Origin of the sequence: Microbispora sp. GKU 823 (assembly GCF_002027145.1) — a bacterium.
Classification (GTDB): Bacteria; Actinomycetota; Actinomycetes; order Streptosporangiales; family Streptosporangiaceae; genus Microbispora; species Microbispora siamensis.
Genome location: NZ_MWJN01000006.1, coordinates 55521 through 70309, shown reverse-complemented (window position 1 = coordinate 70309; position 14789 = coordinate 55521). Strand labels below are relative to the sequence as shown.

Below are 14789 nucleotides of genomic sequence, written 5' to 3'. Positions count from 1 at the left end.
GGTACGGGCGTGGCTTCGACAGCAGTCACTTACTGGACCTCGTGGGGGTCGGCGACGACTTGGCGTCCGGCGTGGGCGTCGCCGAGTCGCCGAAGCTCTTGATCCTGGTTATCCCGGCCTGCAGGTCGTCGACCGGGATGCCGCTGCGGACCTGGTCCTGCTGCACCGCCGGCAGCGACGAGACGCGTACGTGGTCGGTGTAGGCGACCTTCTTGAAGGACACCGGCCCGACCTCCGCGTCGACGCCCTGGAAGACGACGAGCTCGTCCCCCTTGGCGCCTATGTAGAACTGGCTCTGGGTCCACTGGTAGCCGAAATAGCCGCCGACTCCGAGCGCGGCGGCGACGACCAGCACCCCGACGGCCACTTTCGGGCCCGATCGGCCTTTGCGCGAACGCCGCGCGGAGGCCTGGGCCTCGCGCACGGGTTCGTCGTCCAGGTCGTCGTCGGTGAGTACGGGTTGGGGCGCGGTGACGGTGGTGGCCCGGCCCCGCGGGGGGTGTCGGGCGGCGCCGAGCGGACCCGGCCCGAGCCGGCCGCACCGACGACCGCCGCCGCCCCCAGGGGCGGCTGCAGGTCGTCCACCTCGATCACGTCGGCGACCACGCAGGTGATGTTGTCCGGCCCGCCGCCGCGATTGGCGAGGTCGATGAGCTGCCGGACGACGTCCTCGGGATCGTCGATCGTGGTCAGGGTGTGGTGCAGGGTCTCGGCGCTGACCACCGTGGACAGGCCGTCCGAGCACAGCAGGTAACGGTCGCCCACCTGGGCCTCCCGGTCCTGCAGGTCGGGATCGACCTCGCCGCTCCCGTCCAGCGCGCGCAGCAGGATCGAGCGCTGGGGGTGGTTGGCGGCCTCCTCCTGGGTGATCCGCCCGTCGTCCACCAGTGACTGCACCAGTGTGTGGTCGTGCGTGATCTGGTACAGCTCGCCGTTCCTGAGCAGGTACGCACGGGAGTCGCCCACATGGACCAGGGCGAAGCGTGAGCCGCTCCAGAGCATCGCGGTGAGGGTGGTGCCCATGCCCTTGAGGCTGGGGTCCCGGGCCACCATCGCGTGCAGCTGGTGGTTGGCGTCCCGGACCGCCGCCTCGATGGCGCTGAGCAGGTCACCGCCGAAGGCGTCCCGGTCGAGGGACGACAGTGCGGCGATGGCGACCGAACTGGCCACCTCGCCGTGGGCATGCCCGCCCATGCCGTCTGCGACGGCCAGCAGGCGGCCGCTGGCGTACGCCGAGTCCTCGTTGCCTTCACGGAGGAGCCCGACGTCCGAGCGAGCGGCGTAGCGGAGTGCGATGGTCATTTGCGCAATTCGATGACGGTCTTGCCGATGCGGATCGGAACTCCGAGGGGCACCGGGGTCGGGCGGGTCACTTTCGAGCGTTCGAGGTACGTGCCGTTCGTGGAGCCGAGATCTTCCACGATCCACTGGCCGTCCTGAGGAAAGAGCCGGGCGTGCCGGCTCGAAGCGTAGTCGTCGCTGAGAACCAGCGTGGCGTCGTTCGCCCGGCCGATGGTGATTGGCGTCTCCGTGAGGTTGATGATGGTCCCTTGCAGGGGACCACCGGTGACGATCAGCTGGCGGGGTTCGCCCTTCTTGGGCTTGGAAACCGGTCGGGGCTGCTTGACCGGTTTGCGTGCGGGCGCGGGAGCCGTACGCGGACCGAACAGGTCTGTCCGGATGACGCCGACCGCGGCGATCACGAAAAACCACAGCACCGCCAGGAAGGCGAGCCGGATCAGCAGCAGCGTTAGCTCGGACATGGACCGTTTGTCTACCTCTAATCGCGCCTGAACACCAGTGTCGTACGGCCGAGCGTCACCCTCGTCCCGTCCTGCATCTCGATCCTGCGGACCGGCTGGCCGTTGACGAAGGTTCCGTTGGTCGACCCCAGGTCCACGAGCACGACCTGCGGCCCTTCCACTCTTAGCTCGGCATGATGCCGTGATACGCCGGGATCCACCAGCCGAAGATCACAATCGGTTCCGCGGCCGAGCAAAGTGACCGGTGTGGTCAGCTCGTACGAGCGCTGGCCCTGGGGGTCGTCCTGGGTGGAGACGAGCAGCCGGGGTCGGCCCTGGAACGCGCTGGGACGGCTGGCCGGTAGGTCGCTCGGCGGCTGACGGATCTCGTCCTGCTCCACCGTGGCGCCCCGGATCACACCCGACCGGATGCGGAAGAGCCCGACCGCGAGATCGTCGGCGGTCTCGAAACGCACCCGCACCGGCCCGACGAACGAATAGCCCTGCTCCTTGGCGTACTCCCGTGCGAGAGTGGCGAGCTCGTGGCTGATGCTGTCGGCGTACACCTCCAGCCGCTCGCTGTCGGTCGTCGACAGCTCCACCACGAAGTCGTTCGGCACGAGCGTGCGACCCTGAGCGACGATCGCGGCGCGCTCGTCCATCTCCCTCTGCACGGCGCTGGCAACCTCGACCGGCTGGAGATCGGACTTGAACGCCCGCGCGAAGGCCCCTTCAACCAACCCTTCGAGCCTGCGCTCGAAGCGCTGAAGGACTCCCACCGGATACCTCCCTTCCATTGCCACTACGGTCGCGACCGCTCCGGTGCTGCACTGAGCTCCTTCGCATCGTCGTTTAGAAGGATCGTATCCGGGTTCGTAAGCACGGGCGGATACGTGCTAACCTTTCCAGGCACCCAGAGATGGGGGCCAACCGCAAGGGCAAGTGGCGGAATGGCAGACGCGCACGGTTCAGGTCCGTGTGTCCGAAAGGACGTGGGGGTTCAACTCCCCCCTTGCCCACCAGGAACGAGCCTCGCTCGGCAGTCGCCGGGCGGGGTTTTTTCTTTGCACCGCCCGGGAGGACGACCTTCTGCGATCCCCGGGCAGATGGGCAGCCTCGCCTGGTCGCAAGCGAAGCTTCCACGTCCGGCCTCCCCTCCCGGCCCGTACGGCGCGGGCCCTCATGGCGATGTCGCGGCGGGGGCCCCGAAGATCGGGGCCCCTCGTCGCGCACTGCACATTCTCAGGAGGCCGCCTTTCAAACCACTTTCCCCGCGCTTGCAGGCGGCGACCTTTACCTTCTGTCCCAGTTCGTGAGCACACTTGTCTCGAAATGGGAGATTTTTTGGGGAAGGCCCAGGCATGGGCCCGGCCGCGACGCCCCAGGTCGGCGCGCCCGCTCGGATGACGGGCGCGCCGCTCCCGAGCGAGCGATGAGCGAAGCGGGAGACACAGTCGTCAGGCGACGAGCAGTTCGCCGACCAAAGTGGTGAGATCGATCACACCGACGGGCGTGCCGCCGGCGTCCGTGACGAGCCCGAGCTGCGCGCGGGCCTCCTGCAGCAGGGTCACGGCGTCGGAGATCGTGGTGTCCTTCGCCATGCGGGGGACGGGGGTCGCCAGCTCGCCGGCCCTGCGTCCCGGCTGGAGGACCGCGTCGCGCACGTGGAGCACGCCGACCACGTCGTCGGGGGTCGTCTTGTCCGCGACGACCAGCATGCGCAGGCTCCCGCCGCGCGCGGCCGTCCGGCGTACGAGCAGGTCGTCGGCGCTCGCGGGCACGGAGGACGCCTCGCCGACGGGCACCATCAGCCGCTCCACCGGCTGGGCGTGGACCCGCAGCGCGCGGGTGAGCAGGTCGTGCTCGTCGCGGTCGAGCATCCCCATCCGGCCCGACTCGGCGACCAGCATGGCGAGCTGGCGGGGCGTGCGGGTGGTGGCCAGCTCGTCGCGGGGACGCACGCCGGCCAGCCGCAGGATGCCGTTGGTCAGCGCGTTCAGCAGGGCCAGGATCGGGCGGACGACCCAGGCGAAGCCGCGGAACGGCAGCGCCAGCCCCATCGCGGCGCGCTCGGGGTGCGTGAGCGCCAGCGACTTGGGCGCCATCTCGCCGACGACCATGTGGAGGAACGTCACCAGGGCGAGCGCCACGACGTACGCCACGGGCGTGCGCAGCGACTCCGGCAGCAGCGTGAGCACCGGCTCCATCAGGTGCTCGATGGAGGGCTCGGCGACCATGCCGAGGCCCAGGGAGGCCAGTGTGATGCCGAGCTGCGCCCCGGCGAGCATGAGCGACAGCTCGCGCCCGCCCCTGACCGCGGCGCGGGCCGTGACCTTGGCCAGCCGGCCGCCGCTGACGGCGATCTCCTCCAGCCGGTGGCGGCGGGCGGAGACCAGGGCGAACTCGGCCGCGACGAAGAACCCGTTGACGGCGAGCAGGACCACGCCGAGCAGAACGCCGGTGAGAGAGCTCATGCGGGCCTGCCCTGGAACAGCGCGGAGAACAGCTCGGGGGCGTAGTCGGCGCCGCCCGAGCCACGGGCCGCCGCGCGGGCCTTCTCCCGCTCAGGCCGCTCCTCCCGGTCGGCCGGCACCTCGTCCGGCGCATCCGCCGGCGCCTGCGTCGACACCCGCACCCACTCGGGGACGCGACGGCGCACGCTCAGGACCGTGAGCACGGCCCGCTCGGCGTCGTCGTCCTCGTCGTCGAAGAGATGGGGCTCGGGCACGAGGGGGGAGACGACCCGGTCGCCGGGCTCGGCCATCCGGCCGAGGAGTGCGAGGACGAGGCCGGCCACGGTCTCGTAGTCCTCGCTCTCGGGCAGCCGGACGTGGGTCGCGCGCTCGACCTCGTCGAGACGGAGGGTGCCCGGCACGTCCCAGACGCCCTCGCCGTGCCGTACGACGCCGAGCGGTTCCGGGTCGTTCTCGTCCACCAGCTCGCCGACGAGCTCCTCGGCCAGGTCCTCCAGCGTCACCACGCCGGCCAGCCCGCCGTACTCGTCGATCACGCAGGTGAACGTCTCACCGGCGGAGGTCATCCGCCGCAGCAGCTCGGGCAGCGGCAGGGTCGCGGGGACGAGCAGCGGCGCGCGGGTGATGCCGCCGACGAGCCCGCCGGAGGGAGAGCCGGCCTTCAGATACTCGGGCAGCCCCGCCACGCCGACGACGTCGTCGGCGTCGGTGCCCAGGACCGGATAGCGGGAGTGGCCGTGCGTGCGCAGGGCGTCGAGGAACTCGTCGACCGGCCACTCGGCGCGCAGCGAGACCACGCGCGGGCGGGGGACCATGACGTCCTCGGCGGTGCGGTCGCCGAACTCCAGCGCCCGCTCCAGCATGTCGGCCAGCCGGGGAGGCAGTTCGCCGGCCGCGGCCGACTCCGTCACGATGCGCGACAGCTCCTCGGGGGTGGCGCCGTGTTCGAGCTCCTCCACGGGCTCGATGCCGAACAGGCGCACGAGCCGGGTGGCCGCGGCGTCGAACAGGCGGATGACCGGCCCGGCGACCACGAGATAGACGTGCGTCGGGCGGGCGAGGAACTTCGCGACGTCCTCGGGCCGCGCGATGCCGAGGTTCTTGGGGGCCAGCTCGCCGATGATCATCTGCACGATCGTGGCGATCGCGACGCCGAGGGCCACCGCGACGCCGGGGACGGCCGCACCGGGCAGCCCGGCGGCCTCGAGAGGGCCGCGCAGCACGCCGGCGATCGCGGGCTGGGCGATGAAGCCCACCAGCAGGGTGGTGACGGTGATCCCGAGCTGCGCGCCGGAGAGCATGAACGACAGGCGTCCGGTGATGTCGAGGGCCCTGTGCGCGGCGCCGTCACCGGCCGCCGCCTGCTCGCGGAGGGCGCCGCGGTCGGCGGCCACGAAGGCGAATTCCTGCGCCACGAAGAATCCGGTGGCCAGGGTGAGGATGAGGACGGCCAGGAGGCCGAGGGCGGCGCTCATCGGGCGCCCGCCGTGCGATCATGAGATCCCGTGCCTGTGCACGGGCAGGTACTCCAGGGGTCCGGAACGGACACGACGATCCTTTCGCGTGGTGGTATACCACCGTAACGGCTGGAATCTCTCCTGTGTTTCCCGGCAGCCTTTACTGACTGCTTAGAAGCCGTCTGGGTACCGTGAAGAAGGGGACGCATCGGCAAAGACTTCGGCCGCTGCGGTCAAAGCAGTCGCAAGGACGCTGAGGGCTGGGGGTTCACGTGGCCGATGAGGACGAGGCGACCCGGGCGTACCGGCGTAGCGCCCAACCCCCGGCGGCACAGGCCCCGGCCGGCCGGCCCCAGGCGGCCGCTCCGGCGGGGTCCGGCAGGGAGGACACGGTCCCCCGCGTCCGATCGAAGGTGTACGGCAAGCCGCGTTCCGGCGACACCCCGATCCGCCCGCTCGGCGGGAGCAGGCACGAGGCCGGGGACCAGGCAGGCGCCCCGCACGGCGGTGGCGGCGGGCCGAGGGGCCGCGACGGCTCCGTGCGCGGCGCGGCCGCGGGCCGCGCCGGACCGGCAGGATCATCCTGCGGGTCGTCGTGGTGGTGGTCGTGCTCCTGCTCGTCGCCGCCGTCGCCGGATATTTCTGGATCGGCTCCCGGCTCCGGCCGGTCGAGTCGCTGACCGACTACGACGGGCGCCCGCCGAGACGCCGGGCCAGGACTGGTTGCTGGTGGGCTCCGACAGCCGGGCGGGCCTGACGGCGGCGCAGCGCAGGAAGCTCGCCACCGGAAAGGCGGTCGGCAAGCGCACCGACACGATGATGCTGCTGCACATCCCCGAGAGCGGCCGGCCGACCCTGGTCAGCCTGCCCCGCGACTCGTACGTCCCGATCGAGGGGCACGGCAGCGGCAAGCTGAACGCGGCGTACGCCTTCGGCGGCCCGAAACTGCTGAGCAAGACGGTCGAGCGGGTGACCGGCATCAGGATCGACCACTACATGGAGATCGGCTTCGGCGGCTTCGTCGGCATCGTGGACGCGATCGGCGGGGTCAACATCTGCGTGAAGCAGGACATCAAGGACCCGAAGGCCGGGATCGACCTGAAGAAGGGCTGCCAGGACATGGACGGCGGCACGGCGCTCGGCTACGTGCGCACCCGGGCCACCGGCGCCATCCCGGACTTCGAGCGCACCCAGCGGCAGCGCCAGTTCTTCTCGGCCGTCGTGCAGAAGGCCGCGAGCCCGGGCACGCTGATCAATCCGTTCACCTCGGTCCCGCTGGCGCTGAGCGCGGCCGACTCGGTCTCCGTCGACCCCGGCACCGGCCTGTTCGACCTGCTGTCGGTCGGCCTGGCCATGCGCGAGGGGCCCCTCGCCACCGCCGTGCCGATCGGCTCGCTGCCGACCATCGGCGGCCAGGCGGTGGTCAAGTGGGACACCCAGAAGGCGCTGCGCCTGTTCGAGGCGCTCGCCGCCGACAAGCAGGTGCCCAAGGACGTCATCACCAAGTAGTCCGGAGCTCCCGCGTGGTTCGCACGGCCCGCGCGGCCGTGCGACGGCAGGGGGCCGGCTCCCGGCGGTGGCGGCGACTGGCAGGGGGTCGGCTTCCGGCGGTGGTGGCGGCTGGCAGGAGGTCAGCTTCCGGCGGTGGTGGCGGCGACCGTCGCGGCGGTCGTGGCGGCGAGCACGGCGGCGTGGATCGAGGCGATCGTCTTGCGGACCGCCTCGGCGGTCCACTGGCCCTCGGCGATCTCCTTGACCCGGCCCTTCGGCGCGTCGGGGAACGCCTTGCGGTCGAGCCTGGCCGCGTGCATGACCGCGATCAGGACCGCCGTCCGCTCGTCCGGATCGGCTCCGGCCAGCACGTTATGGACGCGCTCCCGCACGCCCTGCTCGTGGCTCGGGTCGAGCTCGGGATAGCGCGTGGTGGGGAAGATCCCCAGGACCTTGCCCTCCTGCTCGCTCAGCACGCCCCGGGCGGCGAGGCGGGTCAGCAGCCGCTTGCGCAGCCTGCCCGCGCGGAGCTTGCCCACCCACCAGTCGGCCTTGCGCGGCCCGCGCTCCTCGGCGATGCGGGCGAGCGTTGCGTCCAGCTCCTCGTCGCCCACCAGGGTGGGATCGACGGGCACGACCTTCGCGCCGTCGAGGTCCACCCGGCGGCGTACGGCCAGGTCCGCGAGCAGGGCCCCGGCCAGGGCGCAGTCGAGCTCCACCGACCCGATGATCGGCTTGCCGGTGTCCTCCCGGTAGGCCAGCAGCAGCACTTCCTCGGCGATCGTCAGTGTCACGGAGTCGAGCCTAACTCGCGGATTACGGCCACAATGAGCCCTTATGGGAATCTCTGCGGACCTGCACGCCATCGGGCGGCCGATGCTGGACGCCCAGCTCGCGCACCCGACCGTACGAGGCATCGCGGCGGGCGACCTGCCCGAGCCGGTCTTCCGGTCGTGGCTGGAGCAGGACTACCTGTTCCTGCTCGACTATGTCCGGGTGTTCTCGCGGCTGGCCTGGCAGGCTCCGGACGCCCACCTCGGCGACCTGGTCGACCTGGCGCACGCGACGTGGCACGACGAGCTCGACCTGCACCGGTCGCTGGCGGCCGGCTTCGGCGCCGACCTCGACGGCGCGGTGAAGGGCCCGGCCTGCGCGGCGTACACCTCGTTCCTGTTGGAGTCGGCGGCGGACTACGGCGAGGGGCTGGCGGCCCTCTACCCCTGCATGTGGGGGTACTCGACGCTCGGCCGGATCCTGGCCGCCGACCCGCCCGCCGAGCCGCGCTACCGGGCCTGGGTGGACACCTACGCCGATCCCGGCTTCGCCGCCCTCGCCGCGCGCATCGCCGTCATGATCGACGAGGCGGCTCCGGACCCGGCGCGCGCCCGGGAGCTGTTCGCCCGCGGGATGGAGCACGAACTCGCGTTCTGGGACGTCCCCTGACCGGCGGGGTTAGTGTGAGGGCATGCCGGAGCTGCCCGAGGTCGAGGCGCTCGCCGAGTTCCTCCGCGAGCACGCCGTCGGCCATGCCGTCATCGGGGTCGACGTGACCGCCTTCCAGGCGCTCAAGACCGTCGACCCGCCCGTCACCGCGCTCTCGGGGCTGCTCGTCACCGGTGTGGCGCGGCACGGCAAGTTCCTCGACGTCGACTGCGACGGCCTGCACTTCGTCACCCATCTGGCCCGTGGCGGCTGGCTGCGCTGGCGTGACGACCTCACCGGCGCGAAACCGGTGCGGCCGGGCAAGGGCCCGCTCGCGGTCCGGGTGAGGCTGTCGCCGGGCGAGGACGGCCGCGCCCCCGGGTTCGAGCTGACCGAGGCGGGCACGCAGAAGCGCCTGGCCGTCTACGTGGTGCGCGATCCGGAGGACGTCCCCGGCATCGCGGGCCTCGGGCCGGACCCGCTCGCCGAGGACTTCACGCCGGACCTGCTCAAGACGATCGTGGGCGGGAGCCGTGCGCAGATCAAGGGCCTGCTGCGGGACCAGAAGGTGATCGCGGGCATCGGCAACGCCTACTCCGACGAGGTGCTGCACGTCGCGAAGATGTCCCCCTTCAAGATCGCCGGAACGCTGACGGACGGCCAGGTCGCCGACCTGCACGACGCGATCGTGAGCACGCTGCGGGACGCGGTCGGGCGGGCCAGGGGGCTGGCCGCCAAGGACCTCAAGTCGGAGAAGAAGTCGGGCCTGCGGGTGCACGGCCGTACGGGCGAGGCGTGCGAGGTGTGCGGCGACACGATCAGGGAGGTGTCGTTCGCCGACTCGTCGCTGCAGTACTGCCCGACCTGCCAGACCGGCGGCAAGCCGCTGGCCGACCGCCGGCTGTCGCGCCTGCTGAAGTAGGCCTGCCGGGAGCGCCCGGTGGAGCGCCGCCCGGAGGAATGATTTGGGCCCTTGTGGACGTGGCTCGCGGATCACCGTGGGTCACAGCTCCCGGCATGGGCCCGGGCATCGGCGGTGTGCCGTCAGAATGGGCGCATGACATTGCCGGAAATCGCCCCCGACGCACTGCCCGAGGACGCGTACCTGCTGGACGTCCGCGAGAACGAGGAGTGGGTGGCCGGCCACGCCCCCGGCGCCGTCCACATCCCGCTCGGCGAGCTGCAGGCGCGGGTGGACGAGGTGCCGCACGACCGGCCGGTGTACGTGGTCTGCCGGGTCGGCGGCCGCTCGGCGCACGCCGCGATGTGGCTCAACCACATCGGCCGCGACGCTGTGAACGTGGACGGCGGCATGCGGTCCTGGGCCGCCGTGGGGCGTCCGATGGTGAGCGAGACCGGTGAGGCGCCCTACGTGGCCTAGGGACAGGGCGGCGTAGGAATACGGTCAAACCAGTGTCATAATCACAAAGACATCATCAATACCCGCGGGAGCTCGGGCGTGACCGGGCTGAGAGGGCGGATCGAACTCGTGCCGCCGACCGCATGAACCTGTCCGGATAATGCCGGCGTAGGGAGCGTGTGATGACTTCTGCCGTCGTCGACGACGCGCACGCGGAGGTTCCGCTCACCCTGGACGAGGAGGCCCCGAGAACCCTGGGCCTGCTCGACCAGGGGGCGTTCTGGGCCAATCTCGGGGTCAGCCTCCTCGGTTTCTCGGGGGCGCTGTTCCTGCTCGACCCACTGGGCGGCAAGCCGCTGACCTTCACCGCGGCGGTGCTCGCCGCCGTCGTCGGCAGCCTGCTGGGGACGGCCATGGTCGGCCTGGCCGCGATCCCCGGCACGCGGACCGGCCGCCCCGCGATGGTGCTGCTGCGCGGCCTGTTCGGGGCCCGGCTCTCGTACATCCCGACCGTGCTGAACATCGTGCAGATGCTCGGCTGGGGCGCCTTCGAGCTGTGGGTCATCGCCAACGGCGCGCAGGCGCTGTTCGGCACCTCGGTGCCGTACGCGGTGTGGGCCGTCGCGGCGGGCGTGCTGACGATCGCGCTGACGATCCGGCCGCTCGGCGCGCTGCGGCTGCTGCGGCGGTACGTCACGGCGGGCGTGGTGATCGCGATGATCTGGCTGTCGGTCGCCCTGTTCGCCAAGGGACCGTCCGTGGGGGGCGGCTCCTGGGACGCCTTCGCCCCGGCCGTCGACTACGTCATCGCGCTGTCGGTGTCGTGGGTGCCGATGGCCGCCGACTACGCCAGGCACTCGCGGTCGAGCGGCGCGGCGTTCACCGGAGTGGTCGCCGGATACACGATCGCCCAGGTGGCCTGCCTGGCCCTCGGCATCGCCGCGCTCGCGCTCGTCGGCAACGACGGGGACAGGGTGTGGGAGCCGTTCGTGGCCGCCCCTCTCGGGGTCGTGTTCTTCGGCATCCTGGTGCTGCGCGAGGCCGACCAGTCGTTCGCGAACGTCTACTCGACGACGGTGTCGATCCAGAACCTGGCGCCGCGCTGGGACCGCCGGGTGATCTCGGTCGTGATCGGCGTGCTCACCACGCTGATCGCGCTGTTCGCCGACGTGAACTCCTACGGCGCGTTCCTGAGCGTCATCGGGGCCGTGTTCGTGCCGATGTTCGCCGTGCTCGTGGTGGACTACTTCCTGCTCGGCGGGGCCGCCCGGTGGAACACGGCCGGGGACGCCCCCTCCCGCTGGCTCATGGTCGTGCCGTGGATCCTCGGGTTCGCGGCGTACTGGATCGTCACCTCCACCCCGACCGTCGGCTGGTGGGACGGGATCTGGACCGAGGTCCGGCTCGCCCTCGGGTTCGTCCACCAGCCCTGGATGAACGCCGCGCTCGCCGCGTTCCTCGTCGCCGCGCTGATGACCGTGGCGCTGTCCCTCCCGGCCCGCCGCCTGCGGTCACGCCGTTAGAGACGGCCGGTTCTTCCCCCGGCCGGCCTCGCGGTCAGAGGGCGCCTTCCAGGCGGAGCAGGTGCTCCTTGGCCGCCGGGCCGCCGGCGTATCCGCCGAGAGAGCCGGGGCCCTCCACCGCCCGGTGGCACGGCAGGAGCAGGCAGACCGGGTTGCCGGCCAGGGCGTTGGCCACCGCGCGGGGCGCCTGCGGCCGCCCGATCCGCTCGGCGATCTCCTGGTAGGTGGTGACGCTGCCATACGGCACGGCCGTCATGAGCTGGATCACCGTACGGCTGAAGCCGGTGACCAGGCGCAGGTCCACCGGAAGGGAGAAGGTGCGCAGCCTGCCCGTGAAGTACGCGTCCAGTTCCCTGCGCAGGGGATCGAGGCGGCGTGGGTCGGGCCCGATGAACGAGCCGACGGCGCGGGAGACCCGGGCGAAGACCCCGTGCTCGTCCTCGTAGGTGCAGGCCAGCACGCCGCGTGCGGTCACCGCGAGGACCAGGCGGCCCACCGGCGCGTCGGTGGTGCCGAAGGCGACCTCGGGCGGGGTCTCGCCGACGTAACCCGGCGAGGTCACGCGGAGCAGGGCTTCGAGGTCCTCGGTGGACATGGGCGCCCCACTTTCTCTTCTCTGCGTGCAGGCAGCGTATCGGAGCGGTCGCGAGGTGACGGAAAACCCCAAGATCAAAAGGTGAAAGAAGGCACGATGGGGACGTGGGTGACAGCAGCGTGGACGGCCGGGCGGCGGACCTCGCCCCCGCGGTTCCGGACGCCGCGATCCCGGACACGGTGGTTGCGGACGCCGTGGTTGCCGACGCCGGGGGTCCGGACGTCGCGGTCTTCGGCGACGCGGCCTTCGGGGACGTCGAGGAGGGCCTCGCGCGTGCGGTCCTGGCCGGCTCCCCCGACGCGATCGTCGCGCTCGACCGTGACCTGGCCGTGCTGAGCTGGAACGCGGCGGCCGAGCGGCTGTTCGGCTGGCCCGCGTCCGACCTGCTGGGCAGGCGGGCCCCGATCGTGCCCGACGAGCTGATGGCCGAGCACAACGCCGTGCTCGAACGCGTACGCGCGGGCGGCCGGGTGTCGCTGACCACCAAGCGCCTCCACCGCGACGGGCGGCTGCTCGACCTGCGGGTGGACACGAGCGCGTTGTGCTCGCCGGGCGGCGTCCTGCTCGGATACGTGAGCGTCTACCACGCCGCCGAGGACGACGACGCCGCGCACGGCAGGATGGTGCGCCGCGCCCGCCTGGTGCGGCGGCTGACCGACGTGGTCGGCGACATCAACGCCGAGCTCGACCTGCCCGTCGTGCTCGACCGCATCGCCGCGAGCCTGACCGAGCTGACCGGCGCCGACGCCGGCGGTTTCGTGTCGATCGAGGGGGAGCGGCTGCGCCTGGTCGGCGTCCACCAGTTGCCCGAGACGCTGCGCGGGGCCACCGCCGGGCTGCACACCAGCCTGGTCGCCAAGCTGCTGCGCACCGGCAAGACCGTGCTGCTCGAGACCGGCCCGGAGGGCTTCCAGGACCTGATCTGGGCGCGCCTGCCCGGCCTGCACACGATCGCCGTCGGCATCGCCGCCGTGGGCGGGCGCCCCTATGGAGCGCTCTACGCGTTGTTCGCCCGGCGCAAGGCGAGCCATCTGGAGCTCGAACTGCTCGAACTGCTCGCCGGGCACGCCGGCATCGCGGTCGCCAACGCCATGGCGTACCAGGACGCGGTGCGGCAGCGCGCGCACGAGCGGGCCGTCTTCGACGCCAGCGCCGACGGCATCGCGGTGCTGGACGGCGCGGGCGCGGTTGTGCGGTGGAACCCGGCGGCGGCCGAGCTGACCGGCCACCCGGCGGACCGGGTGATCGGAGGGCCGCCGCCCTTCCCGCTGCCGGCGCCGGGGGAGAAGCTCACCTTCCAGCTTCCGTCCGGCCGATGGCTCGACGTGCTGTGCGCGGAGATCCGGGAGACGGGGGAGACCGTCGTCGACTTCCGCGACGTCACCAGGGCCAAGGAACTGGAGGAGGCCAAGGACCTGTTCCTCGCCACCACCAGCCACGAGCTGCGTACGCCGATCACGATCGTGCACGGCTTCGCCAGCACGCTCGACTCCCGCTGGGACCACCTGTCCGACGAGGAGCGGCGGTCGGCGGTCCACACGATCGCCGAGCGCGCCCGGTCGCTCGGGCAGCTCATGGACCACCTGCTGCTCGGCGCGCGGGCGGGCGCGGAGGAGTTGAAGGTCAAGGTCGAGCCCTTCGACCTGGCCGCCCGGGTGCACGCGGCGACGCTCGGGCTGCCCGTCCTGTCCGACCGGCACCGGCTGGAGGTGGACATCCCGCCCGATCTCCCCTTCGTGTACGGGGACGCGCTGGCCACCGACATCCTGCTGGCCCAGCTGCTGGAGAACGCGTTCAAGTACTCCCCGGACGGCGGTCTGATCCGGGTCGAGGCATGGCCGGAGGACGACCGGGTCGTGCTGGTGGTGGACGACGAGGGAGTGGGCATCGCGGCGGGCGACCGGGAGCGGATCTTCGAGCGGTTCGTCCAGGCCGACAGCGGCAACCGGCGCAGGTTCGGCGGGGTCGGGCTCGGGCTGTACATCGTGCGCAACCTCGCCCGCGCCCAGGGCGGGGACGTCGCCGCGCTGCCCCGATCCGGCGGGGGAACCCGCATGCGGCTGGTGCTGACCTCGGCAGGATCTTCATCCTGATAAGACAGATCGGAGCGTGGCGTCACCACTTAAGGACTGAACTATTGTCCAATGTGCACAAGCTGTGATCCGGGGCACGGTTTCCCGGCCGAGTAAGCGGGGCATTTCGGTCGTACTGGCTCGTGCAGCAGAAACGGGGGGAACGGGGAGGTGAGTGCGTCGAGCGTCGTGATGCTGCCGTACGCACCGTCGAGCGTCGCCGTCGCACGTCAGCGCCTCAGCGCCGAACTTTCGAACGCGGGGCTGATCGCCTCCGCCGTCGACGACGTCGTGCTGATCATGAGCGAACTGCTGAGCAACGCGCTGCGCCACGCCCACCCTCTCCCGTCCGGCCAGCTCAAAGTGGCGTGGCTCTGCTCGGACACCCAGGTCGAGGTGGCGGTGAGCGACGGCGGCGCCTGTACGGAACCGCGTGCGGGCCGCCCGACGCTGTCGTCCCTCGGCGGCCGTGGACTCGGCATCGTCGAATACCTGGCCGAGCGCTGGGGGGTCAGGCACGAGGAGGAGGCGACCACCGTCTGGGCCGTCGTCCCCGCCTCATGGCCCGCCCGAAACGGGCATCACGAGCTGTCCGAAACCCCGGTGCTGCGCGAGGTCGGCTGAGCGCCCCCGGCCGCTACCCCGCGCCTCTG

General features: G+C 71.7%; 16 protein-coding genes, 1 tRNA gene and 1 riboswitch. Of the genes, 9 read left to right on the top strand and 8 right to left on the bottom strand.

All coding sequences use genetic code 11. The features are described from left to right. Positions 1-25 precede the first annotated feature (25 nt). From B1L11_RS44835 to B1L11_RS05315, 4 genes are read right to left on the bottom strand one after another with little or no spacing between them, the layout of a single operon-like run. Positions 26-355, bottom strand: coding sequence for a hypothetical protein (locus B1L11_RS44835; protein ID WP_143736977.1), 330 nt, complete (start codon positions 353-355; stop codon positions 26-28). Continuing rightward, complete coding sequence (locus tag B1L11_RS05325; RefSeq protein WP_143736976.1) at positions 280-1302, bottom strand: Stp1/IreP family PP2C-type Ser/Thr phosphatase; 1023 nt, start codon at positions 1300-1302, stop codon at positions 280-282. Before B1L11_RS05325 ends, B1L11_RS44835 begins: the two co-directional genes overlap by 76 nt. After that, a complete protein-coding gene (locus B1L11_RS05320) occupies positions 1299-1763 on the bottom strand; it encodes an FHA domain-containing protein (RefSeq protein ID WP_079313436.1) in 465 nt (154 codons plus the stop codon). Before B1L11_RS05320 ends, B1L11_RS05325 begins: the two co-directional genes overlap by 4 nt. A 17-nt stretch (positions 1764-1780) precedes the next feature. Continuing rightward, on the bottom strand, positions 1781-2521 hold the full coding sequence (locus tag B1L11_RS05315) for a DUF3662 and FHA domain-containing protein (protein ID WP_079313435.1): 741 nt from the start codon (positions 2519-2521) through the stop codon (positions 1781-1783). A gap of 157 nt (positions 2522-2678) precedes the next feature. Between B1L11_RS05315 and B1L11_RS05310 the strand changes: the two genes are divergently transcribed. After that, positions 2679-2764, top strand: a tRNA-Leu gene (locus tag B1L11_RS05310). 435 nt (positions 2765-3199) lie between these two features. On the opposite strand, the gene B1L11_RS05305 is transcribed toward B1L11_RS05310, so the two are convergent. Next, positions 3200-4216 carry a hemolysin family protein gene (locus B1L11_RS05305; RefSeq protein WP_079313434.1) on the bottom strand — a complete coding sequence of 339 codons (1017 nt, stop codon included), beginning with the start codon at positions 4214-4216 and terminating at the stop codon, positions 3200-3202. After that, complete coding sequence (locus B1L11_RS05300; protein ID WP_079313433.1) at positions 4213-5691, bottom strand: hemolysin family protein; 1479 nt, start codon at positions 5689-5691, stop codon at positions 4213-4215. Before B1L11_RS05300 ends, B1L11_RS05305 begins: the two co-directional genes overlap by 4 nt. A gap of 577 nt (positions 5692-6268) precedes the next feature. Here B1L11_RS05300 and B1L11_RS49805 point away from each other — a divergent pair. Together B1L11_RS49805 and B1L11_RS05295 are read left to right on the top strand one after the other, a co-directional pair. Continuing rightward, positions 6269-6430 carry a hypothetical protein gene (locus B1L11_RS49805; protein ID WP_256862245.1) on the top strand — a complete coding sequence of 54 codons (162 nt, stop codon included), beginning with the start codon at positions 6269-6271 and terminating at the stop codon, positions 6428-6430. Further along, positions 6403-7182, top strand: coding sequence for an LCP family protein (locus B1L11_RS05295; protein WP_256862244.1), 780 nt, complete (start codon positions 6403-6405; stop codon positions 7180-7182). The genes B1L11_RS49805 and B1L11_RS05295 overlap by 28 nt, the downstream gene beginning before the upstream one ends. Before the next feature lie 122 nt (positions 7183-7304). Here B1L11_RS05295 and B1L11_RS05290 read toward each other — a convergent pair whose 3' ends face one another. Then, positions 7305-7958, bottom strand: a complete 654-nt coding sequence (locus B1L11_RS05290; protein WP_079313432.1) for a GPP34 family phosphoprotein — start codon at positions 7956-7958, stop codon at positions 7305-7307. Positions 7959-8001: 43 nt separating this feature from the next. On the opposite strand from B1L11_RS05290, the gene B1L11_RS05285 reads away from it, so the two are divergent. From B1L11_RS05285 to B1L11_RS05270, 4 genes are all read left to right on the top strand, one after another. Then, entirely contained in the window at positions 8002-8607 is a 606-nt protein-coding gene (locus B1L11_RS05285; RefSeq protein ID WP_079313431.1) for a TenA family protein, read from the top strand. 22 nt (positions 8608-8629) lie between these two features. Then, positions 8630-9508 carry an Fpg/Nei family DNA glycosylase gene (locus tag B1L11_RS05280; RefSeq protein WP_079313430.1) on the top strand — a complete coding sequence of 293 codons (879 nt, stop codon included), beginning with the start codon at positions 8630-8632 and terminating at the stop codon, positions 9506-9508. Between the two features lie 135 nt (positions 9509-9643). Beyond that, a complete protein-coding gene (locus tag B1L11_RS05275) occupies positions 9644-9967 on the top strand; it encodes a rhodanese-like domain-containing protein (RefSeq protein ID WP_079313429.1) in 324 nt (107 codons plus the stop codon). 54 nt (positions 9968-10021) lie between these two features. After that, positions 10022-10138: riboswitch (TPP riboswitch) on the top strand. Then, positions 10129-11469 (top strand): cytosine permease, encoded by a 1341-nt coding sequence (locus tag B1L11_RS05270; RefSeq protein ID WP_079313428.1) that lies wholly within the window; start codon positions 10129-10131, stop codon positions 11467-11469. It overlaps the preceding riboswitch by 10 nt. A gap of 34 nt (positions 11470-11503) precedes the next feature. On the opposite strand, the gene B1L11_RS05265 is transcribed toward B1L11_RS05270, so the two are convergent. Then, on the bottom strand, positions 11504-12064 hold the full coding sequence (locus B1L11_RS05265; protein WP_079313427.1) for a methylated-DNA--[protein]-cysteine S-methyltransferase: 561 nt from the start codon (positions 12062-12064) through the stop codon (positions 11504-11506). 281 nt (positions 12065-12345) lie between these two features. On the opposite strand from B1L11_RS05265, the gene B1L11_RS05260 reads away from it, so the two are divergent. Together B1L11_RS05260 and B1L11_RS05255 are read left to right on the top strand one after the other, a co-directional pair. Beyond that, the gene (locus B1L11_RS05260) at positions 12346-14157 is read left to right on the top strand and encodes a PAS domain S-box protein (protein ID WP_239108810.1); all 1812 of its coding nucleotides are present in this window, start codon (positions 12346-12348) and stop codon (positions 14155-14157) included. A gap of 150 nt (positions 14158-14307) precedes the next feature. After that, positions 14308-14760, top strand: a complete 453-nt coding sequence (locus B1L11_RS05255; protein ID WP_256862243.1) for an ATP-binding protein — start codon at positions 14308-14310, stop codon at positions 14758-14760. Positions 14761-14789 lie beyond the last annotated feature (29 nt).